The sequence below is a fragment of the Microbacterium paludicola genome (assembly GCF_015235415.1).
GTDB classification, from domain to species: domain Bacteria; phylum Actinomycetota; class Actinomycetes; order Actinomycetales; family Microbacteriaceae; genus Microbacterium; species Microbacterium paludicola.
The window spans coordinates 1-22,874 of sequence record NZ_JADGLL010000023.1 but is presented as its reverse complement, the minus strand read 5'-3'; the positions used below and the strand labels follow the sequence as shown (position 1 = coordinate 22,874).

Annotated in this window: 22 protein-coding genes; 19 read left to right on the top strand and 3 right to left on the bottom strand. The window is 70.8% G+C overall.

Annotation, left to right across the window (positions count from 1 at the left end):
• Positions 1 to 63: 63 nt before the first annotated feature.
• On the bottom strand, positions 64 to 498 hold the full coding sequence (locus IR155_RS10145; RefSeq protein WP_135114714.1) for a DUF1844 domain-containing protein: 435 nt from the start codon (positions 496 to 498) through the stop codon (positions 64 to 66).
• 309 nt (positions 499 to 807) lie between these two features.
• Here IR155_RS10145 and infC point away from each other — a divergent pair, with 309 nt between their 5' ends.
• From infC to pheT, 10 genes are all read left to right on the top strand, one after another.
• A complete protein-coding gene (gene infC, locus IR155_RS10140) occupies positions 808 to 1,389 on the top strand; it encodes a translation initiation factor IF-3 (protein ID WP_233441174.1) in 582 nt (193 codons plus the stop codon).
• Between the two features lie 72 nt (positions 1,390 to 1,461).
• Positions 1,462 to 1,656 (top strand): 50S ribosomal protein L35, encoded by a 195-nt coding sequence (gene rpmI / locus IR155_RS10135; protein ID WP_135114713.1) that lies wholly within the window; start codon positions 1,462 to 1,464, stop codon positions 1,654 to 1,656.
• Between the two features lie 27 nt (positions 1,657 to 1,683).
• Positions 1,684 to 2,070 (top strand): 50S ribosomal protein L20, encoded by a 387-nt coding sequence (gene rplT, locus IR155_RS10130; protein ID WP_135114712.1) that lies wholly within the window; start codon positions 1,684 to 1,686, stop codon positions 2,068 to 2,070.
• A gap of 134 nt (positions 2,071 to 2,204) precedes the next feature.
• Positions 2,205 to 3,005: a TrmH family RNA methyltransferase gene (locus IR155_RS10125; protein ID WP_135114711.1), complete on the top strand. Its 801-nt coding sequence runs from the start codon at positions 2,205 to 2,207 to the stop codon at positions 3,003 to 3,005.
• A 138-nt stretch (positions 3,006 to 3,143) separates the two neighbouring features.
• Positions 3,144 to 3,884, top strand: coding sequence for an amino acid ABC transporter ATP-binding protein (locus IR155_RS10120; protein ID WP_135114710.1), 741 nt, complete (start codon positions 3,144 to 3,146; stop codon positions 3,882 to 3,884).
• A gap of 85 nt (positions 3,885 to 3,969) precedes the next feature.
• Positions 3,970 to 4,875, top strand: coding sequence for a glutamate ABC transporter substrate-binding protein (locus tag IR155_RS10115; RefSeq protein WP_194210322.1), 906 nt, complete (start codon positions 3,970 to 3,972; stop codon positions 4,873 to 4,875).
• 77 nt (positions 4,876 to 4,952) lie between these two features.
• Complete coding sequence (locus IR155_RS10110) at positions 4,953 to 5,609, top strand: amino acid ABC transporter permease (RefSeq protein WP_135114709.1); 657 nt, start codon at positions 4,953 to 4,955, stop codon at positions 5,607 to 5,609.
• On the top strand, positions 5,606 to 6,622 hold the full coding sequence (locus IR155_RS10105) for an amino acid ABC transporter permease (RefSeq protein ID WP_135114708.1): 1,017 nt from the start codon (positions 5,606 to 5,608) through the stop codon (positions 6,620 to 6,622). The genes IR155_RS10110 and IR155_RS10105 overlap by 4 nt, the downstream gene beginning before the upstream one ends.
• Positions 6,623 to 6,664: 42 nt before the next feature.
• The gene (pheS, locus tag IR155_RS10100; RefSeq protein WP_135114707.1) at positions 6,665 to 7,705 is read left to right on the top strand and encodes a phenylalanine--tRNA ligase subunit alpha; all 1,041 of its coding nucleotides are present in this window, start codon (positions 6,665 to 6,667) and stop codon (positions 7,703 to 7,705) included.
• Entirely contained in the window at positions 7,705 to 10,197 is a 2,493-nt protein-coding gene (pheT, locus tag IR155_RS10095) for a phenylalanine--tRNA ligase subunit beta (RefSeq protein ID WP_135114706.1), read from the top strand. The genes pheS and pheT overlap by 1 nt, the downstream gene beginning before the upstream one ends.
• Positions 10,198 to 10,315: 118 nt before the next feature.
• Here the strand turns inward: pheT and IR155_RS10090 are convergent, their stop codons facing one another.
• Positions 10,316 to 11,290: a hypothetical protein gene (locus IR155_RS10090; protein ID WP_135114705.1), complete on the bottom strand. Its 975-nt coding sequence runs from the start codon at positions 11,288 to 11,290 to the stop codon at positions 10,316 to 10,318.
• Between the two features lie 230 nt (positions 11,291 to 11,520).
• Complete coding sequence (locus IR155_RS10085; protein ID WP_135114704.1) at positions 11,521 to 12,174, bottom strand: protein-L-isoaspartate(D-aspartate) O-methyltransferase; 654 nt, start codon at positions 12,172 to 12,174, stop codon at positions 11,521 to 11,523.
• Between the two features lie 232 nt (positions 12,175 to 12,406).
• On the opposite strand from IR155_RS10085, the gene argC reads away from it, so the two are divergent.
• From argC to tyrS, 9 genes are all read left to right on the top strand, one after another.
• The gene (gene argC / locus IR155_RS10080) at positions 12,407 to 13,453 is read left to right on the top strand and encodes an N-acetyl-gamma-glutamyl-phosphate reductase (protein ID WP_135114703.1); all 1,047 of its coding nucleotides are present in this window, start codon (positions 12,407 to 12,409) and stop codon (positions 13,451 to 13,453) included.
• A complete protein-coding gene (gene argJ, locus IR155_RS10075) occupies positions 13,450 to 14,607 on the top strand; it encodes a bifunctional glutamate N-acetyltransferase/amino-acid acetyltransferase ArgJ (protein WP_135114702.1) in 1,158 nt (385 codons plus the stop codon). The genes argC and argJ overlap by 4 nt, the downstream gene beginning before the upstream one ends.
• On the top strand, positions 14,604 to 15,527 hold the full coding sequence (gene argB, locus IR155_RS10070; protein WP_135114701.1) for an acetylglutamate kinase: 924 nt from the start codon (positions 14,604 to 14,606) through the stop codon (positions 15,525 to 15,527). The genes argJ and argB overlap by 4 nt, the downstream gene beginning before the upstream one ends.
• A 37-nt stretch (positions 15,528 to 15,564) precedes the next feature.
• Complete coding sequence (locus IR155_RS10065) at positions 15,565 to 16,809, top strand: acetylornithine transaminase (protein WP_267899515.1); 1,245 nt, start codon at positions 15,565 to 15,567, stop codon at positions 16,807 to 16,809.
• Entirely contained in the window at positions 16,806 to 17,729 is a 924-nt protein-coding gene (gene argF / locus IR155_RS10060; RefSeq protein ID WP_135114700.1) for an ornithine carbamoyltransferase, read from the top strand. The genes IR155_RS10065 and argF overlap by 4 nt, the downstream gene beginning before the upstream one ends.
• Positions 17,708 to 18,853: a heparan-alpha-glucosaminide N-acetyltransferase domain-containing protein gene (locus IR155_RS10055; RefSeq protein WP_233441173.1), complete on the top strand. Its 1,146-nt coding sequence runs from the start codon at positions 17,708 to 17,710 to the stop codon at positions 18,851 to 18,853. Before argF ends, IR155_RS10055 begins: the two co-directional genes overlap by 22 nt.
• 10 nt (positions 18,854 to 18,863) lie before the next feature.
• The gene (gene argH / locus IR155_RS10050) at positions 18,864 to 20,306 is read left to right on the top strand and encodes an argininosuccinate lyase (protein WP_135114699.1); all 1,443 of its coding nucleotides are present in this window, start codon (positions 18,864 to 18,866) and stop codon (positions 20,304 to 20,306) included.
• An 86-nt stretch (positions 20,307 to 20,392) separates the two neighbouring features.
• Positions 20,393 to 21,160 (top strand): hypothetical protein, encoded by a 768-nt coding sequence (locus IR155_RS10045; RefSeq protein ID WP_135114698.1) that lies wholly within the window; start codon positions 20,393 to 20,395, stop codon positions 21,158 to 21,160.
• 35 nt (positions 21,161 to 21,195) lie between these two features.
• Positions 21,196 to 22,491 carry a tyrosine--tRNA ligase gene (tyrS, locus tag IR155_RS10040; protein ID WP_135114697.1) on the top strand — a complete coding sequence of 432 codons (1,296 nt, stop codon included), beginning with the start codon at positions 21,196 to 21,198 and terminating at the stop codon, positions 22,489 to 22,491.
• Positions 22,492 to 22,874: the final 383 nt, after the last annotated feature.

Below are 22,874 nucleotides of genomic sequence, written 5' to 3'. Positions count from 1 at the left end.
CGAGCGATCCGGGCCCCCGCTGCGAAGCAGGATCCCGCAGTCCCGCGCGAAAGCGGGGAGGCCTCAGATCACCGGACCCGTGTACTTCTCGCCAGGTCCCTTGCCGGGCGCGTCGGGAATCGACGAGATCTCGCGGAAGCGCAGCTGCAGCGAGCGGAGGCCGTCGCGGATCGGGCGCGCGTGCATGTCGCTGATCTCCGGGGCCGCGGCGGTCACCAGACCGGCGAGGGCGTTGATGAGCTTGCGGGCCTCGTCGAGGTCGATGTCCGCCTCGGCCTCGGGGGTGTCGGCGAGGCCGAGCTTCACGGCCGCGGCGCTCATCAGGTGGACGCACGCGGTGCCGATGACCTCGACCGCGGCCACATCGGCGATGTCGCGGACGGCGGAGGTGTCCGATCCGGCGCGCTCCTGTTCCTCCCAGCGAGCCTCACGCTCGGGGTCGAACGCCCGGCCGCTACGGGCGTCGGGGGAGGGGGTGTGTGCCGGGTTGGTGCTCATGTGCCGCTCTCTGGTAGACTTTCCCGGGCTCCGGCGGTTCTCGTAGAGAATCCCGGACGAAAGAGGATTCACATCCCACCCGCGCTTGCCGTTACAAGGCTACCGGGTCATGCACTCCCTCGCGTTTCCCGCGGGTGTTCCAGATCGTGCGATGCACGGGCCTGGGTATGGGTGAGGTCGACGCGTGACGTCTGCCGGGTGGATGCTGATTCTTCTCCCGCCCGTGGCACGAAACCGCGTCACGGTGGCTCTCGAATCACCACCCAAGGAGTCCGCATCAGCGATCCCCGTACCAATGAGCGCATCCGCGTGCCCGAGGTCCGACTTGTCGGCCCCGCCGGCGAGCAGATCGGCGTCGTCCGCATCGAGGCCGCCCTGCGTCTTGCGCAGGAGGCCGATCTCGACCTTGTCGAGGTCGCCCCCAACTCGAAGCCTCCCGTCGTCAAGATCATGGACTACGGCAAGTTCAAGTACGAGGCAGCGCAGAAGGCCAAGGAGGCCCGTCGCAACCAGGCCAACACGGTCCTCAAGGAGGTCCGTTTCCGCCTGAAGATCGATGAGCACGACTACGAGACCAAGCGCAAGCGCGCTGAGGGCTTCCTGAAGTCGGGTGACAAGGTGAAGGCGATGATCCTCTTCCGCGGTCGCGAGCAGTCGCGCCCGGAGCAGGGTGTGCGCCTGCTGAAGAAGTTCGCGGAGGACGTGGCCGAGTTCGGCACCGTCGAGTCCAGCCCCAAGGTGGACGGCCGCAACATGGTGATGGTCGTCGCGCCGCACAAGAACAAGTCCGAGGTCAAGACCGAGCAGAACGCCCAGCGCGCGGCCAACAAGCAGGCCGCCCGCGAGGCGAAGAGCACGACCCCGGTCGAAGAGACCACGGCAGCGGAGTAACGCCGCCCCACAGACTCCCGCTCCGGCGGGTGGAACACGTCGCCCCCTGGGCGCATTACGAAGGAAGAGAAGATGCCGAAGCAGAAGACCCACTCGGGCAGCAAGAAGCGCTTCAAGATCACCGGCAGCGGCAAGATCAAGAAGCAGCAGGCCGGTATGCGCCACAACCTCGAGTCGAAGTCGAGCCACCGCAAGCGCCGCCTGAACGGCGACCAGGTCATCTCGGGCAACGACCTCAAGCAGGTCAAGAAGCTCCTCGGACGCTGACGCAGAACTCGTTAGGAAGATAAAGAAATGGCTAGAGTCAAGCGGGCTGTAAACGCCCACAAGAAGCGTCGCGTCATCCTCGAGCGCGCCTCGGGTTACCGTGGCCAGCGTTCGCGCCTGTACCGCAAGGCGAAGGAGCAGGTCACCCACTCGCTCGTCTACGCGTACCGCGACCGCCGCAAGCGCAAGGGCGACTTCCGTCGTCTGTGGATCCAGCGCATCAACGCCGCCGCGCGCCAGAACGGCGTCACCTACAACCGCTTCATCCAGGGCCTCGGCCTGGCGGGCGTGCAGGTCGACCGTCGCATCCTGGCCGAGCTCGCCGTGAACGAGCCCGCCACGTTCGCCTCGCTCGTCGCGACCGCGAAGGCCGCGCTGCCGGCCGACGTGAACGCGCCGAAGTCGGCTGCGTAAGCGCACCAGCTTTTCCGAAGAGGGCGTCCCCGTGAGGGGGCGCCCTCTTCTCTTCGTCTGCGCGTCTTCCGCGGTCTGTCGGTGCTTCATCCCGAGGTCATGTCGGTATGCCTGCGCGGCCATAGACTTGACGCGTGCTGGAGAACCCCCGATCACCGCGCGTGCGCGCCGTCGCCAAGCTGGCGAAGCGCAACGCCCGCAAGGAGACGGGGCTGTTCCTGCTCGAAGGCCCGCAGGCGGTGCGGGAGGCGCTGACCTTCCGCCCGGAGACGATCGTCGAGCTGTTCGCGACGCCGACCGCCCTCGAGCGGCATCAGGACGTCCGCACGCTGCTCGCGGATGAGCGCCTGGACGCCCAGTTCGTCTCGGAGGCGGTGCTCGAGGCGATGGCCGACACGGTCACGCCGCAGGGCTTCGTGGCGGTGGCGAGGCAGAACCCCACCGCGCTGAAGGACATCTTCGGTGCCGGGCCGCGGCTCATCGCGATCTGCGAGGAGGTGCGCGATCCGGGCAATCTCGGCACCATCATCCGGGCGGCCGACGCCGCCGGCGCGGACGCCGTCATCCTGACCGGCCGCACGGTCGATCCGTACAATCCGAAGGTCGTCCGGTCGACGACGGGCTCGCTCTTCCACCTGCCTGTCGCGGTCGGGGGAGAGCTCGAGGATGTCGTCGAGCGCGCGCATGCGGCCGGGATGACCATCCTGGCGGCGGATGTGAAGGGCGACGACCTGCTGGAGGCGCGCGCCGATGGCGTGCTCGCGCAGCCGACGGGCTGGCTCTTCGGCAACGAGGCGCACGGGCTCGACGACGGCTCCCTCGGGCTCGCCGATCACGTGCTGCGCCTGCCGATCTTCGGTCGCGCCGAGTCGCTCAACCTCGCGACCGCCGCGAGCGTGTGCCTGTACGAGAGCGCATTCGCGCAGCGCGCCTGAGGTCGGTGCCCGGGCGCAACACGCCCGGATGGCCCGGCCAGCGGGAGCATTGCGGCGCCGCTCCGCGCCTGTTACAACTCGGTAAAGCGGCCCGGGCGTTGCTGGTTCGCTCCCAGGGGACCCCATAGGGTGACATGCATGGCAGAGCCCCTCGTCGTCGTCCAGGACGTGCAGAAGCACTATGGCGACTTCCACGCATTGAAGGACGTCAACCTCACGGTCGACAAGGGTGAGGTCGTCGTCGTGATCGGCCCGTCCGGATCCGGCAAGTCCACCCTGTGCCGCACGATCAACCGACTCGAGACGATCACGAGCGGAACGATCATGATCGACGGCAAGGAGCTGCCCAAGGAGGGCAAGGGCCTCGCCGAGCTGCGTGCCGAGGTCGGCATGGTCTTCCAGTCCTTCAACCTCTTCGCCCACCTGACGATCCTCGAGAACGTCACCCTCGGGCCGATGAAGGTGCGGGGCATGAAGAAGGCCGACGCCGAGAAGGAGGCGCAGGCGCTGCTCGACCGCGTGGGCGTGGGCCACCAGGCATCGAAGCTTCCCGCGCAGCTCTCGGGCGGCCAGCAGCAGCGCGTCGCGATCGCTCGCGCGCTGGCGATGCACCCGAAGGTCATGCTCTTCGACGAGCCGACAAGCGCGCTCGACCCCGAGATGATCAACGAGGTCCTCGACGTCATGATCTCCCTCGCCAAGGAGGGGATGACGATGATCGTCGTCACCCACGAGATGGGCTTCGCCCGCAAGGCCGCGAACCGCGTTGTGTTTATGGCGGATGGGCAGATCGTCGAGGAGGCGACGCCCGAGGAGTTCTTCACCCACCCGAAGAGCGACCGCGCCAAGGACTTCCTCTCGAAGCTCATCACCCACTGACACGCGGATCGCGCACCGCGCGATCGCCGTCCCGGTGGCGCGACGAGGCGTCCCCGGACAGACCACCCCACCAAGGAGGAACCACATGTTCAGCATCAAGCGGACCTCGCGCGTCGCGGCCGGCGCAGGCCTCGGCCTCGCCGCGCTCCTGGCGCTCACGGCGTGCAACAGCGGCTCGCCGACCGACCCCGGCGCGAGCGGCGGCGCCGAGCCCGGCGAGGGCGCCCTCTGGGAGGTCGCCGAGGGCGTCGAGCTCGACAGCCCGACGTTCGAGCGGGCCACCGAGGCCGGCAAGATCGTCATCGGCGTCAAGGCCGACCAGCCCGGCCTCGGCTACGAGGACCCGGTGACGCAGGAGCGCACCGGCTTCGACGTCGACATCGCCCGCTGGGTCGCCGCGTCGCTCGGCTTCGACGAGGAGGAGATCGAGTTCAAGACGGTTCCCTCCGCCAACCGCGAGCAGGAGATCATCAACGGCGGCGTCGACTTCTACGTCGGCACCTACTCGATGACGGATGCGCGCGACGAGGTCATCGACTTCGCCGGCCCGTACTTCATCACCGGTCAGGGCCTGCTGGTCCGCGCCGATGACGAGGAGATCACCGGTCCCGACGACCTCGCCGACAAGGTGACGTGCTCGGTCACGGGCTCCACGCCGCTGCAGCGCATCCGCGAGGAGTACGACGGCGAGGTCACCGAGCGTCAGACGTACTCCGAGTGCGTCGAGCAGCTCAAGGCCGGCCAGGTCGACGCGATCACGACGGACGAGGCGATCCTCGCCGGCTACGTCGCGCTCGAGCCGGAGGAGCTCAAGCTCGCCGGTGAGCCCTTCAGCGAGGAGCGCTACGGCATCGGCATCACCGACGGCGACACGGCGCTGAAGGACCACATCAACACGCTCCTCACCGACGGCGGCGACGTGTGGACCGCGCTGTACGAGCAGTACCTCGAGCCGGCCGGCGTCAAGGCCGAGCAGCCGACGGTCGACTGACCCCCGCGCGCCCGGGGTGGCCTCAGGCCGCCCCGGGCGCGTTCCCCTCACTTTCCGGACGCGCGCGAAGGAGTCGCATGGGCGCCATCACCGACCACGCAGACCTGTGGGTCGAGGCACTGCTCGGCACCCTCAAGCTGTTCTTCGGCGGCGGGCTGCTGGCTCTCGTGCTCGGCACGATCGTCGGCGCGATGCGCGTCTCCCCGGTGCCCATCGCGCGCGCGGTCGGCACGTTCTACGTCAACACCATCCGGAACACGCCCCTGACGCTCGTGTTCTTCGGCTTCGCGTATGCGCTTCCGCCCTTGATCGGCGTCCGCGCCAGCGGCGGCAGGGAGGTGCTGTTCGCGATCGGCGCGCTCGGCGTCTACACCGCCACGTATGTGGCGGAGACGATCCGGTCGGGAATCAACACCGTGCCCGTCGGCCAGGCGGAGGCGGCCCGCGCGATCGGGCTCACGTTCGGCCAGGTGATGACGCTTGTTGTGCTTCCCCAGGCGTTCCGCTCGGTGATCCCGCCGATGATGAGCGTCTTCATCGCCCTGCTGAAGAACACCACTGTGGCGGCAGGCTTCGCGGTGTTCAATCTCGGCTCCATGCGCGACTGGCTCAGTGAGCAGGGAGAGAACCAGCTCGTCGTCATCCTGTGGATGCTCGTGATCTTCGTCGCCCTCGTGCTGCTGCTCTCGTGGGCGCAGCGAACGCTCGAGAACCGTTGGAGGGTGGCCCGATGAGCGGCAGCGTCCTGTATGACGTCCCCGGTCCCCGCGCGATCGCGCGCAACCGGGTCATCGGCGTCCTCACCATCCTGGTGGTGGCCGCGGTCGTCGGCTTCCTCGTCTGGCGCCTCGCCGTGACCGGCCAGTTCGTCGCCTCCAAGTGGGAGGCGTTCACCTACACGGCGATCTGGGTGCAGATCGCCCAGGGCGCCCTCAACACCGTCTCGGCCTTCGCGCTCGCGGCCGTCGGCGCGCTCGCTTTCGGCTTCATCCTGGCGATCGGGCGTCTGTCCGACCACGCCTGGGTGCGCTGGCCCGTCACGGCGATCACCGAGTTCCTGCGCGCCGTGCCCGTGCTGGTCATGATGTTCCTCCTCTACTACGGACTGCCGGTCATCGGCATCCGGATGCCGAGCTTCTGGGTCGTTGTGATCGCGCTCGTCGCGTACAACGGCTCGGTCCTGGCCGAGGTGATCCGCGCCGGCGTCGAGTCGCTGCCGCGCGGTCAGCGCGAGGCCGGCTACGCGATCGGCCTGCGCAAGGCGGGCGTGATGCGCCTCATCCTGCTTCCCCAGGCGATCCGGGCGATGATGCCCGTGATCCTGTCGCAGCTCGTCGTCACGCTGAAGGACACGGCGATCGGCTTCATCATCACCTACGAGGAGCTGCTGTTCTTCGCCAAGCGCCTCGGCTCGGCCGCGACGCTCGACTCGCCGATCATCCAGTCCACGATGATCGTCGGCATCATCTACATCGGCCTCTGCCTGATCCTCTCGAGCGCGGCACGCCTGGTCGAGAAGCGGATGCAGAAGTCGCCGCGCGTGCGTGCCGCCCAGGAGGCGATCGCGCCGCGCCTGCACGAGGGAACCAACACCGAGGTCATCGGCGTGCAGGACCTCGAGCACCTCGACGCGGTGCAGAAGGGTGACGCACTCGCCGCTCGCCGCGGGCTCGGGAAGTACGACGGCACGAACACCGGCGGTGGCTTCGGCGGCGCAGGCGGCGACGGCGGGACCAGCAGTACCTGACGCGACGCGGGCGGCATCCCACCGCGGATAGACTCGGTTCTCGTGTCTGACGTTCCCGAGATCACGCCCGAGGCGGTGGAGGCGGCGGTCGCGGACGCGCTCGCGGCGATCGCCTCCGCACCCGACACCGCGGCCCTGAAGGCCGCCCGATCCGCCCACGCGGGGGAGGGATCGACGCTCGCCGCGCTGAACGCGCAGATGCGTCACGTCCCGAACGACCGCAAGGCCGAGTTCGGCAAGCTCGTGGGCTCGGCCCGCGGGCGGGTGAACCAGGCACTCGCCGCGCGCGAGGCGGAGCTCGCCGAGGCCGAGACCGCTGCGCGTCTCGAGGCCGAGCGCATCGACATCACCGCCATCCCGTCGCGCACGCGCGTCGGCGCCCGCCACCCCATGAGCCTGCTGCAGGAGCAGATCAGCGACGTGTTCGTCGGCATGGGCTGGGAGATCGCGGAGGGCCCCGAGCTCGAGCACGAGTGGTTCAACTTCGACGCCCTGAACTTCGACGAGGACCACCCCGCGCGCCAGATGCAGGACACGTTCTTCGTCGATCCGGTGGCTCGCCACCTCGTGATGCGCACGCACACCAGCCCCGTGCAGGTGCGCTCGATGCTCGAGCGCGACCTGCCGATCTACATCCTCTGCCCCGGCCGCGTGTACCGCACCGATGAGTTCGACGCCACGCACCTGCCGGTGTTCACGCAGGCAGAGGGCCTCGTGGTCGACAAGGGCATCACGATGGCGCACCTCAAGGGCACGCTCGACCACATCGCCAAGGCGCTGTTCGGCGACGAGGCGAAGACGCGTCTGCGCACCAACTACTTCCCCTTCACCGAGCCGTCGGCCGAGTTCGACCTGTGGCACCCGACCTTCAAGGGCGGCGCGCGCTGGATCGAGTGGGGCGGCTGCGGCATGGTCAACCCCAACGTGCTGCGCGCCGCGGGCATCGACCCCGAGGTGTACTCGGGCTTCGCGTTCGGGATCGGGATCGAGCGGGCACTGATGTTCCGCAGCGACGTGCAGGACATGCGCGACATGGCCGAGGGCGATGTCCGCTTCAGCGAGCAGTTCGGGATGGTGGTGTGATGCGCGTCCCGCTGTCGTGGTTGCGTGAGTACGTGGATGTCCCCGGCGAGGCGACCCCCGAGGACGTCCTCGCGGCGCTCGTCTCGGTCGGCTTCGAGGAGGAGGACGTCTTCCGCTTCGAGCTGAGCGGCCCCGTTGTCGTCGGCGCGGTCCTATCGTTCGAGGCCGAGCCGCAGTCGAACGGCAAGACCATCCGCTGGTGCCAGGTCGACGTCGGAGAGGCCGAACCGCGTGGCATCGTCTGTGGCGCGTCCAACTTCTTCGAGGGCGACAAGGTCGTTGTGTCGCTTCCCGGTGCGGTCCTTCCCGGCCCGTTCCCCATCTCGGCGCGCAAGACGTATGGCCACGTGTCCGACGGCATGATCGCGTCGGCCCGCGAGCTCGGCCTCGGCGACGAGCACAACGGCATCCTCCGGCTCGTCGAGCTCGGGATCGACGCCGAGCCCGGCACGGATGCGATCGCCCTGCTCGGCCTTGACGATGTCGCGGTCGATGTGAACGTGACCCCGGATCGCGGCTACGCCCTGTCGATCCGCGGCATCGCACGCGAGTACGCGCATGCAACCGGTGCGACGTTCCGCGATCCCGCGTCGCTGCCCGAGATCGGATCCGGATCTGGATTCTCCGTGGTCGTCGACGACACCGCGCCGATCCGCGGCCGCAACGGCGTGACCGAGTTCGTCACCCGCGCGGTGCGCGGCGTCGACCCGGCGCGTCCGACCCCGCCGTGGATGATCGCGCGCCTCACGCTCGCGGGCATCCGGTCGATCTCGCTGCTCGTCGACATCACGAACTACGTGATGCTCGAGCTCGGAGGGCCGATCCACGGCTACGACCTGGACAAGCTCACAGGCGGCATCACCGTCCGTCGCGCGACCGAGGGCGAGACGCTCGAGACTCTCGACGGCCAGGTGCGCAAGCTCTCCACCGAGGACCTGCTGATCACGGACGAGTCGGGCCCCATCGGCCTGGCCGGTGTGATGGGCGGCGCGCGCACCGAGATCGGCGAGACCACGACGGATGTCCTGATCGAGGCCGCCGTGTTCGACACGGTCTCGATCGCCCGCACCGCCCGGCGGCACAAGCTGCCGAGCGAGGCCTCGCGTCGCTTCGAGCGCGGCGTCGACCCGCTGCTGCCGGCCGCGTCCGCGCAGCGCGTCGTCGACCTGATGGTGCAGCTGGGCGGCGGCACGGCCGACGCGCTCGGCAGCGCGCTCGGCGTCGACTACTCGCGTGCGTCGATCGCCCTGCCCGCCGGTTTTGTGCAGGGCCTCGTGGGCGTGGACTACACGGCCGCGCGCATCGCCGAGACGCTCACGCTGATCGGGTGCGAGGTCGTGGAGACCGTGGACGGCTGGGCGGTCACGCCGCCGTCGTGGCGTCCCGACCTGACGGACAAGTGGACGCTGGCCGAGGAGGTCGCGCGCATCGACGGGGTCGACAAGATCCCGTCCGTGCTGCCGACGCCGCCCTCGGGCCGCGGCCTGACTCCCGCCCAGCAGGGGCGCCGCCGGGTCGCGAACGCGCTTGCCGCCGCGGGTTTCGTCGAGACCCCGTCGTTCCCGTTCACGTCCGAGGAGCAGAACGACCTGCACGGCTCCGCGACGGGCGATCACCTGCCGAGCGTGCGCCTCGCGAATGCGCTCGACGGCCAGACGCCGTTCCTGCGTCGGTCGCTCATCCCGGCCCTCCTGCAGACCGCGCACCGCAACGTGGCGCGCGGCCACACCGACCTCGCGCTATTCGAGGTCGGCACCGTGTTCCTGCCGAAGCCGGGCGTCGAGTACGGCACCACGACCATCCCGCCGATGGCGGTGCGTCCGGATGCCGAGACGCTCGCGCGCCTGGATGCGTCCATCCCGCCGCAGCCGCGTCACGTCGCGCTGCTTCTCGCGGGGGCGGTCGCGCCGAAGCAGCCCGGCCGCGAGGCCGAGGCCGCCGGGCTCGAGGTCGCCCTCGACGCGGTGCGCGTGATCGCCGCTGCCGCGGGCGTGGAGATCGCCGTCGCGCAGGGACAGCGTGCCGCGCTTCACCCGGGCCGCACGGGCGTGCTCACCGTCGACGGCGCCGAGGTCGGCTACGTCGGCGAGCTGCTGCCCGCCGTGGCCGCCGACGCGGATCTGCCCGGTCGCGTGACCGTGGCGGAGCTCGACCTGGACGCGATCCTGGCCATGGCGGGGGAGCGCGTGACCGTCGCGTCGCTGTCGACCTTCCCGGCCGCGACGCAGGATGTCTCGCTCGTCGTGGACGCCGCACTGCCGGCCGCCGCGCTGCGCGCCGCGCTCGTCGAGGGCGCGGGCGACCTGCTCGAGAGCGTGCGCCTTGTCGACGACTACCGCGGCCAGGGAGTGCCGGCGGGCTCAAAGAGCCTGACGTTCGCGCTGCGCTTCCGCGCCCCCGACCGCACCCTCACGGCCGCTGAGGCGACGGAGGCGAAGCTCGCCGGCGTCGCCCTCGCGACCGAGCGCCACGGCGCCACCCTCCGCGAGTAGCGCCCGGGCTGCGGCCCGCCCAGCCTCGAGGCCGTGAGACAGCGTGTCCGCCGCTGACACTTCACCGCCCGGCTGAGACTGCATGTGACAACCGCAGTCTCAGCCGGGCGGCGCTGTCTCATTCGGGCGGTGCGGTTCGGCGACGTCCGAGCGCGTCGGGGAGGGAGCGGAGCGGACCGTGCTGGGGGAGGCGCACCGGGCGCAGAGATGCCGCGCGGAGGATCTCGTCCAGTTTCGGAGGATCCGCGGTTTCGTCCCACCCCCACCGGCCGAAGCCGCCGCGGCCGCGGCGGAGGGCGTCCTCGCGGCGCTTCTCCTCCCAGAGCACCGTCGCGTCGCCCGATCGGTACTTGACCCGCCCGTCCGCCTCACCGATGACATCCGCCGTCCGCCAGTACGCGTCGACGCGGCTGAGGGTGCCATCCGGCAGCCGGAACTCGACCTGCAGCTCCGGCAGCTCGTAGCCGAGCCATTCGATCACCGCTCGGCTCACGGACTCGATGGCGGTCTCGGCGAGAGACGTCGCACGCGACAGAGACCATTGCGCCCGTCCGCGGCCGCGCTTGCTGAGGCGGGCCTCGTTCAGCGCCAGGAGCGTTGTGGGATCCAGGGAGCGGTCGACGCGGAGCGCCCCGTCCGCCACCGCGAGGGCGATCGCGGGGTGCCGCGCCCTCGCGATGTCGACCGCGGTCTCCGCGGGCGCGGTGAAGGCGACGCCGTCGAGACGGACGATCTCGCGCACATCGGCGGAGACATGGGTCCGGACGTCGCCGATCCGTCGCGCCGTGCCCGAGGCTTGCAGGACGTGAACATCCTCCGGCTCGCGGAAGACGGGCATCCCCGACAGAGCGGCCGCAGACTCCAGCATGAATACCGCGTCGGGGTTCGCGAGCGCGTACGCATGGACCCGTGCGAGGTAGCGATCCCACGGGGTGAGCTGCATCCATCGGTCCTTCGGGGCGTACACGCCATGCCGCACGCGATGCAGCTCGCCCCGCCGCTCCGCGGCGTCGAGGCGGAAGCCGGTCGCCCACGGACGCAACAGGGGCACCGGGGAGGCGGCGATGGTGAAGGCGCTTGTCGGCGTGCTCATGCCGACACGCTTGCCGGATCCGGCACCCCGTGCGGCCGTCACGGCGCCCGCGGAGTGAAGTCGGGATGCCCGCCCGGCCTGTGGACGAGCGGCCGGGCGTCGGGTGAGAGAGCGCGCGGCCGCCGAGAGCGCAGTCCGGCCGTGAGACTGCGCGTGCCCGCGGCAGTCTCACGCGCCGAACGCAGGCTCAACCGTGCGGTGCCGCCACCGCGCCCGCGACCACCCGCGCCTCAGCGCAGGCCGTGCTCGCCGCGGAGCGGGACGAAGCGCACAGCGCCGAGGTCGTCGAGCGCCGTGTCGTCGCCGTGGCGCGTGACGCGCACGAGCTGCTGCCATCCGGCGTGGCGCTCCAGCGGCATCACGATGCGGCCGCCGTCGGCGAGCTGGTCGATCCACGGGGCCGGGATGTCCGGACCCGCGGCCGCGGCCAGGATCGCGTCGAACGGGGCGTGCTCGGGCAGGCCGAGCGTCCCGTCGCCCGTCACGACGTGCACCGCCGGGATGTCGCGCAGCGCCTGGCGCGCCTGCTCGGCGAGCTCGGGGACGAACTCGATCGACCAGACCTCCGCGCCCATCGCCGCGTACACGGCGGCGGCATAGCCGGATCCGGTTCCGACGTCGAGCACCCGGTCCCCGGGCTGGAGCCGCCCGGCCTCGGCGGTGAGCGCCACGATGTACGGCTGCGAGATCGTCTGGCCGTGCCCGATCGGCAGCGGCGAGTCGGCGTACGCGTCGGCCGCCACCGTCGCAGGCAGAAACTGCTCGCGCGGCACGGCGCGCATCGCGTCGAGCACGCGCGCATCGCGGATCCCGCGCGCGCGGATATGCCACTCGAGCATCACCTCGCGCTCGGCGACCCGATCCGAACCGGACGAAGCGGCCATCGCCCCACCGTACGTCGGCCCCGCCGCTTCTGCTACGCTCGCCGCATGCCGACCGGCCAGACGACCCTCCACCCGATCCCGGGTGGCGTCGTCGCGCGCCGACGTCCGCGTGGCCGCCGAATCTCGGCGACGCCGCGAAGCTCTCGCGCCTGAGCGCGATCGAGCGGGCCCATCCGGGCCGAGCGGTGTCGCCGTCTCCGGCCCCCGCTCACGGACAATTAAGGTGGAAGCCATGACCTATTCGGTCGCCGTCTCCGGCGCATCTGGCTATGCAGGAGGCGAGTTGCTGCGGCTGCTCGCCGACCATCCCGACGTCGAGATCCGCACCGTCACGGCGCACTCGAACGCCGGTCAGCCCCTCATCGCGCACCAGCCGCACCTGCGCTCGCTCGCGCATCTGACCCTGCAGGAGACGACGCCGGAGATCCTCTCCGGCCACGACATCGTGTTCCTCGCGCTGCCGCACGGGCAGTCCGGCCAGTACACCGATGCCCTCACGGACGTGAAGCTCGTCATCGACTGCGGGGCCGATCACCGGCTCACCGGCAAGGACGACTGGGACGCGTTCTACGGCGGCGACTTCCACGAGGCGTGGTCGTACGGAGTGCCCGAGCTGCCGGTCGGCGCGAAGAAGCAGCGCGACCTCCTCGTCGGCGCCGATCGCATCGCGGCCCCCGGGTGCAACGCGTCGACGGTGAGCCTCAGCCTCGCACCGGGCGTCGCGGCCGGCGTGATCGACCCGTCCGACATCGTCAGCGTGCTGGCGGTCGGACCCTCGGGCGCGGGCAAGAGCCTGAAGCCGAACCTGCTGGCCAGCGAGATCCTCGGATCCGCGAACCCCTACGCGGTGGGCGGATCGCACCGCCACATCCCCGAGATCAGCCAGGCGCTGCGCGCCGCGGGGGCGACCGGCGACATCCGGCTCTCCTTCACGCCGGTGCTCGTCCCCATGGCGCGCGGCATCCTCGCGACCAGCACCGCGCGGATCGTCGGCGACGTCACCGACGCGCAGATCCGGGCAGCGTGGGAGGACGCGTACGGCGACGAGACCTTCGTGCAGCTGCTTCCCGAGGGGCAGATGCCGCGCACGGCCGACGTGATCGGCGCGAACACGGCGCTCATGGGCCTCGCCGTCGATCGGGCCGCGGGACGCGTGGTCGTCGTGACCGCCCTGGACAACCTGACGAAGGGCACGGCCGGCGCCGCGATCCAGTCGATGAACATCGCGCTCGGCCTCCCCGAGGGTCGCGCGCTCAGCGTGAACGGAGTTGCCCCGTGAGTGTGACCGCAGCCAAGGGCTTCGAGGCGGCCGGTGTCGCCGCGGGACTCAAGTCGACCGGCGCGAAGGACGTCGCCGTCGTCGTGAACCGCGGTCCCCTCAAGGCGGCCGCCGCGGTGTTCACGAGCAACCGTGCGAAGGCGAACCCGATCCTGTGGTCGCAGCAGGCGATCGCGGACGGCGTCGTCGAGGCGATCGTCCTCAACTCGGGCGGCGCGAACTGCTTCACCGGCGACTTCGGCTTCCAGACCACGCACCAGACCGCCGAGAAGGCGGCCGAGCTGCTCGGCATCAGCGCGGGTGACGTGCTCGTGTGCTCGACGGGCCTCATCGGCTTCGGCGACGAGGTGTTCCGCGCGAAGGTGCTGGACGGCACCGAGAAGGGTGTGGCAGGCCTGAGTGCCGAGGGCGGCGAGGACGCGGCGGCGGCCATCATGACGACCGACACCGTCGCCAAGACGGCCGTGCGCCAGGCGGACGGCTGGACGCTCGGCGGCATGGCGAAGGGCGCGGGCATGCTCGCTCCGGGCCTGGCGACGATGCTCGTCGTCATCACCACGGACGCCGTGCTCGACGCGGGCCGGCTCGACGCGCATCTGCGGGCCGCGACGCGCGTGACCTTCGACCGTCTGGACTCGGACGGCTGCATGTCGACGAACGACCAGGTCACCCTGCTCGCCAGCGGCGCAAGCGGCATCGAGCCGGATGAGGACGCGTTCCGCACCGCGCTGATCGAGGTCTGCAACGAGCTCGCCGCCAAGCTGCAGGATGACGCGGAGGGCGCCAGCCACGCCATCACGATCGAGGTCGTCGGCGCGGCGAGCGAGGACGACGCGGTCGAGGTGGGCCGCTCGGTCGCCCGCAACAACCTCTTCAAGGCGGCGATCTTCGGAAGCGACCCGAACTGGGGACGCGTGCTCGCGGCGATCGGCACGACCGAGGCCGAGTTCGACCCGTACGACGTCGACGTGTCGATGAACGGCGTGCGCGTGTGCACCAAGGGCGGCCCCGACCGGCCGCGCGAGGAGATCGACCTGACTCCGCGCGCGACGCACGTCCTGATCGATCTGCGCGCGGGCGACGCGACGGCGACGATCCTGACCAACGACCTGACCCACGATTACGTGCACGAGAACAGCGCCTATTCCTCATGAGCAGCCACCAGGACATCCCGGCCGTCGACCTGCAGGACACGAGTCCCGAGGAGGCCGCCGCCAAGGCGGGCACGCTCATCGAGTCGCTGCCGTGGGTGAAGCGCTACCGCGACCAGATCGTGGTGGTGAAGTACGGCGGCAACGCGATGATCAGCGAGGAGCTGCAGGATGCGTTCGCCCAGGACATCGCGTACCTGCGGTACGTGGGCGTCCGGCCGGTCGTCGTCCACGGCGGCGGACCGCAGATCTCGAGCATGCTCGACCGCCTCGCCATCCCGAGCGAGTTCAAGGGCGGCTACCGCGTCACGAGCACCGAGGCCATCAGCGTGGTCCGGATGGTCCTGACGGGCCACATCAACCCGCAGCTCGTGGCGAAGATCAACTCGCACGGCCCGCTCGCGACGGGCCTCAGCGGCGAGGACGCCGGGCTGTTCGGCGGGCGCAAGCGCGGCGTCGTGATCGACGGCGTCGAGGAGAGCCTGGGCCGCGTCGGCGACGTCGTGAAGGTCGATCCGTCCGCCGTGCTCGATCACCTCGACGCCGGGCGCATCCCCGTCGTCTCGAGCATCGCGCCCGACCTCGACCACCCCGGCCAGTCGCTCAACGTGAACGCCGATGCCGCGGCCGCGGCGCTCGCGATCGCGCTGAAGGCGCGCAAGCTCGTGGTGCTGACGGACGTCGCCGGGCTGTACGCCGACTGGCCGAACCGCGACTCGCTCGTCTCGCACCTCACGGCCGACGAGCTGCGCGAGATGATGCCGCGCCTGGAGTCGGGGATGATCCCCAAGATGCAGGCCTGCCTCGACGCCGTCGAGGGCGGCGTCGGCGCGGCGGCGATCATCGACGGCCGCGTGCAGCATTCGGTGCTCGTGGAGCTCTTCACGAGCAAGGGGATCGGGACGCAGGTGACCGCATCATGACGGGCCACGAGGCGACGACGGCGATCGAGGGAGCGAAGTGACCGGAACGACGCAGGATCAGCAGAGCTGGCAGGATCTCGCGGCTCGCGACCTCATGAGCCTCGGGGGGCGCCTCGCGCTGCTCACCCGCGGCGAGGGATCGCACGTGTGGGACGCCGAGGGCACGCGGTACCTCGACTTCCTCGGCGGCATCGCGGTGAACGCGCTCGGGCACGCGCACCCGGTGTTCGCCGAGACGGTGGCGCGCCAGGCGGCGACGCTGTCGCACGTGTCGAACTACTTCGCGACGCCGCAGCAGCTCGAGCTCGCCGCGCGCCTCAAGGAGCTCGCCGGCACGGGGGAGCGGGGCCGCGTGTTCCTCGCGAACTCGGGCACCGAGGCGAACGAGACCGCGATCAAGCTCGCTCGCCTTCACGCTCGGAAGCAGGGATGGGCCGAGGGCCTGATCGTCAGCCTCGAGGGCGCGTTCCACGGCCGCTCGACCGGTGCGCTCGCGCTCACCCCGAAGGCCGCCTACCAGGATCCGTTCCGCCCGCTGCTGCCGGGCGTGACGCACATCGCCCCCACGCTCGAGGCGCTGGAGGAGCTGTTCGCCGGCGGAGAGCGGATCTCGGCGCTGGTCGTCGAGCCGATCCAGGGCGAGGCGGGGGTGCTGCCGCTTCCGGAGGGATATCTCCGCCGCGCCCGCGAGCTCACGACCGCCCACGGCGCCCTGCTCATCCTCGACGAGGTGCAGACGGGCATGGGTCGCACGGGCCGCTGGTTCGCCTTCCAGGCCGAGGGGATCGTCCCGGACGCGATCACGCTCGCGAAGGGGATCGCCGCGGGCTTCCCGCTGGGCGCCCTCGTCACCTTCGGCGACGCGAGCGACCTGTTCTACCCCGGCACCCACAACTCGACGTTCGGCGGCAATCCGCTCGCGAGCGCCGTCGCGAACGCGGTGATCCAGGAGATCCAGGATCGGGATCTGCTCGCGAACGTCGCCGAGCGCGGCGCGCAGCTGCGTGAGGCCGTCGAGCGGATGCCCCTCGTCGCGGGCACGCGCGGCGCGGGCCTGCTGATCGGCATCGCGCTGACCAAGCCGGTCGCGGCCGAGGTCCGCGCCGCGGCGCACGCGCGCGGGCTCATCGTCAACGCGCCCACGGACGACGCGATCCGCATCGCGCCGGCCTACACGATCGGCGACGACGAGGTCGCGGAATTCACGTCCACCTTCGCGGTCGCGCTCGACGAGGTCGCCTCCCGCCACGCCGCTCCCACAACCGAGGGGATCCCCGCATGACCCGCCACTTCCTGCGCGACGACGACATCACGCCCGCCGAGCAGGCGGAGATCCTGGATCTCGCCGCAGAGCTGAAGAAGGACCGCTGGGCCGACAAGAGCCTCGCCGGTCCGCAGACCGTCGCGGTGATCTTCGACAAGTCGTCGACCCGCACGCGCGTCTCCTTCGCCGTCGGCATCGCCGACCTCGGCGGCTCGCCGCTGATCATCTCGACGGCGAACAGCCAGCTCGGCGGCAAGGAGACCCCCGCCGACACGGCGCGCGTGCTCGAGCGCCAGGTGGCGGCGATCGTGTGGCGCACCTACGCGCAGGCGGGCCTCGAGGAGATGGCGCGGGACACCGTGGTGCCCGTCGTCAACGCGCTGAGCGACGACTTCCACCCGTGCCAGCTGCTCGCCGACCTGCTGACGATCCGCGAGCACAAGGGCGACCTCGCCGGGCTGACGCTGTCGTTCTTCGGCGACGGCCGCAGCAACATGGCGCACTCGTACGTTCTCGCCGGCGTCACCGCGGGCATGCACGTGCGCGTCGCGTCGCCCGAGGACTACGCGCCGCGCGAGGACGTGATCGCGGACGCCGACCGGATCGCGGCTGAGACGGGCGGATCGGTGACGCTGCTCACCGACCCGCTCGAGGCCGCCGCCGGCGCCGATGTGGTCGTCACCGACACCTGGGTGTCGATGGGCAAGGAGGAGGAGAAGCTCGCTCGCCTTCGCGACCTCGGTGCCTACAAGGTGACGCAGGAGACGATGTCGGTCGCCGACTCCGAGGCGATCTTCATCCACTGCCTTCCCGCCGATCGCGGATACGAGGTCGACGCGGAGGTCATCGACGGCCCGCAGAGCGTGATCTGGGACGAGGCCGAGAACCGGCTGCACGCGCAGAAGGCCCTGCTGGTGTGGCTGCTGCGCCAGCCCTGACCGACTGGGTCTCCTCCCGCTGGGCACGCCTCGACGGGCGTGACCGCCAGCCGGGAATCGACCTCGCGCGCGGCATCGCCGTGATCGGCATGTTCGCTGCGCACCTGCTCGCTACCACCTCGTTCGAGTGGGACGACCCCGAGACGTGGACGGATCTCGTCAACGGGCGATCGTCCATCCTGTTCGCGACCCTGGCGGGCGTCTCGCTCGCACTGGTCACGGGCGGCGTGCGCCCCTTCGACGAGCGCCGGATGACGTATGCGCGGGCGCGCATCGCCCTGCGCGCGGCGTGCATCTGGCTGCTCGGACTGCTGCTGGTGGGATTGGAAACCCCGGTCCTCGTCATCCTGCCGGCCTACGCCATCCTGTTCCTGCTGGCCCTGCCTCTGCTGCGCGTGCGGCCGGCGTGGCTGTTCGGTGCGGCCGGGGCGATCGCCGTCACGATGCCGTTCGTGGTGTTCCCGATCGACTCCTGGCCGGGGTGGGACCGGGAGCCCGGCCAGACGATCCTGCACGCGATCGGATGGAGCTACCCCTTCCTGCTGTGGGCGGCGTTCGTCATCGCCGGCATCGGGATCGGGCGGATCGCCTTCTCGCGGCCGCCCGTGGCGGCACTGCTTGCGGCGATCGGGGTCCTTCTCGCCGTCGTCGGCTACGGCGTGATCGGCAGCTGGGCCGTGCTGGCGCCGGCCGATTCCCTGTGGGGAGTGGTGCTTTCGAGCGACGCGCACTCGAGTGGCATCGGAGAGGCGATCGGATCGGGCGGGGTCGCGATCCTCGTGATTGCGCTGTGCGCACTGCTCTGCGCCACCCCCGTGCGGTGGATCGTGCTGCCGTTGCGCGCCGTCGGCGCGATGCCGCTGACGGCATACACGGCGCAGCTCGTGGCGTGGGCGCTGCTGCAGCCGCCCATCGGCGACCACGGGTCGGAGCTGGTCGCGTTCCGCGCCCTCGAGCCGTTCTGGCCGATGACCATCGCCACGATCATCGGCTGCACCCTGTGGACCCTGCTCGTCGGCCGCGGTCCGCTGGAACGGCTGATCGGCTGGGTGGCGACGGTCGGTCCCCGCGACGACGCGGCGGCGAGTGCCGGCGCGTCCGGATCGCCCGAGGCCCGTCGATAGGCTGGAGACCATGAGCGATGCAGACCAGCAGGGGACGGCCGGCAAGACGGGAGAGGGCGCCCTGTGGGGCGCGCGCTTCGCAAGCGGACCGTCGCCCGAGCTGCAGGAGCTGAGCCGCTCGACGCACTTCGACTGGCGACTCGCCCTCTACGACATCGCGGGCTCGCACGCGCACGCCAAGGCGCTCGCCGCAGCCGGCTACCTAGAGGCCGACGAGGAGCAGGCGATGCACGAGGGCCTGGATGTGCTCGCGCGCGGCATCCAGGACGGCTCGCTGCAGGCGCGTCCCGGCGACGAGGACGTGCACGGCGCGCTCGAAGCGGCGCTCATCGAGGTGGTCGGTGCCGAGCTGGGTGGGCGTCTCCGCGCCGGACGGAGCCGCAACGACCAGATCGCGACGCTGGTGCGGATGTACCTGCTCGACCACTCGCGCGTGATCGCCAAGGACGTGCTCGCCCTGATCGACGCGCTCGTGGCGCAGGCCGACGCGCACGAGGGCGTCATCCTGCCCGGCCGCACCCACCTGCAGCACGCGCAGCCGGTGCTGCTAGCGCATCACCTCCAGGCCCACGCCTGGCCGCTGGTGCGCGACCTCGAGCGGCTGCGTGACTGGCGCTCCCGCGCCGCGGTCTCGCCGTACGGCGGCGGTGCGCTCGCCGGATCGACGCTCGGCCTCGACCCGCAGCTCGTGGCGCGCGAGCTCGGGCTCGACCGCCCCGCCGAGAACTCGCTCGACGGCACGGCGGCCCGCGACGTCGTCGCGGAGTTCGCGTTCATCACGGCGCAGATCGGCATCGACCTGTCGCGCTTCGCCGAGGAGATCATCCTCTGGAACACGCGCGAGTTCGGCTTCGTGACCCTCGACGACGGGTACTCGACCGGGTCGAGCATCATGCCGCAGAAGAAGAACCCCGACATCGCCGAGCTCGCGCGCGGCAAGGCGGGCCGCCTCGTCGGCAACCTCACGGGGCTGCTGACCACGCTCAAGGGGCTGCCGCTCGCCTACAACCGCGACCTGCAGGAGGACAAAGAGCCGGTGTTCGACTCGGTCGACACGCTCGAGGTCGTGCTGCCGGCCTTCACCGGGATGGTCGCCACGCTGCGCTTCGACGCGGCCCGGATGGCCGAGCTCGCGCCGCAGGGATTCTCGCTCGCCACGGATGTGGCCGAGTGGCTCGTGAAGCACCGCGTTCCCTTCCGCGAGGCGCACGAGATCTCCGGTGCGCTCGTGCGCGCCTGCGAGGACAGCGGCATCGGGCTCGAGGACGCCTCGGACGAGCTGCTCGCCTCCGTCTCCGCCCACCTCACCCCGGAGGTGCGCGAGGTGCTGACGATCGAGGGCTCGGTCGGCAGCCGCACCGGCGCCGGCGGCACCGCGCCCGAGCGGGTCGCGGAGCAGCGGGCCGAGCTCGTCGCGCGCGCGCAGGCGGCTGTCCACGCTCTCGGGCTGTAGCCCGCACCGCCCGCGGGTCGCCGCCGGGATGTCGGCGGCCCTCGGCAGGATGGACCCATGGAGCGGATGAGCAGCGGAGGCCGCGCATGATCGTCGCGGGGCTGATGCTGCTCGCCGTGGGCGGGGCCGCGCTCGTGCGCTCGGTGTTCCGCCGTGCCGAGCGCGGCATCCGCCTCGCCGCGTTCGGGGTGGTGGGCGCCGCAATCCTGGCGATCGGGCTGCTCGCCGGCGCGCCGCTCGCCGCGGTCGCCGGCCTCGGCGCCGCCGCGCTGTGGCTCTGGCTGATGCCCGATCGCGGCAGCTCGCCCGCCTCGATCTGGCCGGCCGCGGGGCTCGGGGCGCTGAGCGCCCTGGCGGTCGTGGTGGTCCCGGCCGGCTACGGCGTCGGCGCGTTCGGGCGGGTCGAGATCGACTCTCCGCTCGGAGTCCTGTCGCTTCCCGCCGTCATCCTGATGCTCGGCACGCTGTCGTACCTGCTCGAAGCTGCGAACGTCGTCGTGCGCGCGGCGCTGGAGCGAGAGAACATCGCCCCGGATGCCGAGCCGGGGGAGACCCAGACGGTCGTGGGGCCGGAGGGCCCGACCGTGATGCCCAAGCTCGGGCCCGGTCAGGTGATGAAGGGCGGGCGCCTGATCGGCCCCCTCGAGCGCGCGATCGTGTTCGGGCTGACGCTCGCCGCCGCCTACCCGCTGCTCGCGGCGTTCATCGCCGCCAAGGGGATCGTGCGCTTCCCCGAGATCTCCCGCGACGGCGACGGCGGCGACCGCGCCGAGTACTTCCTCGTGGGAAGCATGGTGAGCTGGGTGCAGGCACTGTCGGCCGCGTTCCTCGTCTGGTGGGGGCTGCGGTCCTGACATCGGCCGCCCCGTGACGCCATAGGCTAGATCACGTGACCGCTGAGACCGTTGCCGCACCGGCGATCGACCCCACGTTCGACACCATCTGGGACGAGCTCGTCTGGCGCGGGCTGATCCACGTGTCGACCGACCAGGATGCGCTCCGAGAACTGCTCGCGGGGCCCCCGATCGTCTACTACTGCGGCTTCGACCCGACGGCTCCGAGCCTGCACCTGGGCAACCTCGTCCAGCTGCTCACGATGCGCCGCCTGCAGCTCGCGGGCCACCGGCCGCTCGGCCTCGTCGGGGGGTCGACGGGCCTGATCGGCGACCCGCGCCCCACGGCGGAGCGGACCCTCAACACTCCGGAGACCGTCGCCGAGTGGGTGATGAAGCTCCGCGCGCAGGTGGAGCGGTTCCTCGACTTCGAGGGCGACAACGCCGCGCGGATCGTCAACAACCTCGACTGGACGGCTCCGCTCAGCGCCATCGACTTCCTGCGGGAGATCGGCAAGCACTTCCGCGTCGGCACGATGCTGAAGAAGGACGCGGTCAGCGCCCGCCTCAACTCCGACGCGGGCATCAGCTACACGGAGTTCAGCTACCAGATCCTGCAGGGGCTCGACTACCTCGAGCTCTACCGCCAGTACGGCTGCCTCCTGCAGACCGGTGGCAGCGATCAGTGGGGGAACCTCACGAGCGGGGTCGATCTGATCCACCGCGTCGAGGGTGTGTCCGCGCACGCGATCGGCACCCCGCTGATCACCAACAGCGACGGCACGAAGTTCGGCAAGAGCGAGGGCAACGCCATCTGGCTCGACGCCGAGATGTGCAGCCCCTACGCGATGTACCAGTTCTGGCTCAACACCGACGATGCCGACGTGATCGCGCGCCTGAAGGTGTTCACGTTCCTCGGCCGAGCCGAGATCGAGGAGTACGAACGACTCGTCGCCGCCGAGCCCTTCCGACGCGCGGCGCAGAAGCGGCTCGCGCTCGAGGTCACCACGACGGTGCACGGGCCCGAGGCGACGGCCGCGGCGATCGATGCGTCCGAGGCGCTGTTCGGCAAGGGCGACCTGGCATCTCTGGATGCCGAGACGCTCGCCGCAGCGCTCCGCGAGCTGCCGCACGCGTCGGTCGCCGCCGGCACGCCGGTGGTGCAGGCGCTGGTCGAGACCGGTCTCGTCTCCTCGGCGTCCGAGGCGCGGCGCGCGATCTCACAGGGCGGCGTGACGCTCGATGGCGACAAGGTCGGATCGGACGAGGCGACCGTCGCCGGCACGCTTCCCGGGGGAGTGTCCGTGCTCCGCCGCGGAAAGAAGGCGCTGGCCGGGCTGTTCGTCGCCTGAGCGCCGCCCGGCGGCGGGCGCGACACGCCCGGGAGGGGCGGTGGTTTGCCGGTGGTGCGGGATCTGCGTAATGTATTCCCTTGTCGCCGCCAAGCGGTGAGGTTGAGCCGGAAGGCTCCCACCCCAGGTCGGCGACAACAACCCCACTCAGGAAGCAGTCAGGTTCTGATCTGTTGAATGGTGAGGTTGCTTGCTGCGAGCTTTGCAGTCAGCGAGACGCCACGGCGTGTCGATTTGACAGCGGATGAGCGAGCGGTAAGATAGAGAAGTTGCCCCGGAGGGCTGCGGCGGGAGTCGCAGGGCTGGGAGCATCCGATCCTTGAGAACTCAACAGCGTGCACTTGTCAAATGCCAAATAACCTCGTCGGCTGACTCTTTTTGAG

Excerpts from the sequence above, each read along its gene's own strand:
- IR155_RS10145 (WP_135114714.1), bottom strand. The coding sequence starts at position 498 with ATGAGCACCAACCCGGCACACACCCCCTCCCCCGACGCCCGTAGCGGC.
- rpmI (WP_135114713.1), top strand. The coding sequence starts at position 1,462 with ATGCCGAAGCAGAAGACCCACTCGGGCAGCAAGAAGCGCTTCAAGATC.
- rplT (WP_135114712.1), top strand. The coding sequence starts at position 1,684 with ATGGCTAGAGTCAAGCGGGCTGTAAACGCCCACAAGAAGCGTCGCGTC.
- IR155_RS10120 (WP_135114710.1), top strand. The coding sequence starts at position 3,144 with ATGGCAGAGCCCCTCGTCGTCGTCCAGGACGTGCAGAAGCACTATGGC.
- IR155_RS10115 (WP_194210322.1), top strand. The coding sequence starts at position 3,970 with ATGTTCAGCATCAAGCGGACCTCGCGCGTCGCGGCCGGCGCAGGCCTC.
- IR155_RS10110 (WP_135114709.1), top strand. The coding sequence starts at position 4,953 with ATGGGCGCCATCACCGACCACGCAGACCTGTGGGTCGAGGCACTGCTC.
- IR155_RS10105 (WP_135114708.1), top strand. The coding sequence starts at position 5,606 with ATGAGCGGCAGCGTCCTGTATGACGTCCCCGGTCCCCGCGCGATCGCG.
- pheT (WP_135114706.1), top strand. The coding sequence starts at position 7,705 with ATGCGCGTCCCGCTGTCGTGGTTGCGTGAGTACGTGGATGTCCCCGGC.
- IR155_RS10090 (WP_135114705.1), bottom strand. The coding sequence starts at position 11,290 with ATGAGCACGCCGACAAGCGCCTTCACCATCGCCGCCTCCCCGGTGCCC.
- IR155_RS10085 (WP_135114704.1), bottom strand. The coding sequence starts at position 12,174 with ATGGCCGCTTCGTCCGGTTCGGATCGGGTCGCCGAGCGCGAGGTGATG.
- argC (WP_135114703.1), top strand. The coding sequence starts at position 12,407 with ATGACCTATTCGGTCGCCGTCTCCGGCGCATCTGGCTATGCAGGAGGC.
- argB (WP_135114701.1), top strand. The coding sequence starts at position 14,604 with ATGAGCAGCCACCAGGACATCCCGGCCGTCGACCTGCAGGACACGAGT.
- argF (WP_135114700.1), top strand. The coding sequence starts at position 16,806 with ATGACCCGCCACTTCCTGCGCGACGACGACATCACGCCCGCCGAGCAG.
- argH (WP_135114699.1), top strand. The coding sequence starts at position 18,864 with ATGAGCGATGCAGACCAGCAGGGGACGGCCGGCAAGACGGGAGAGGGC.
- IR155_RS10045 (WP_135114698.1), top strand. The coding sequence starts at position 20,393 with ATGATCGTCGCGGGGCTGATGCTGCTCGCCGTGGGCGGGGCCGCGCTC.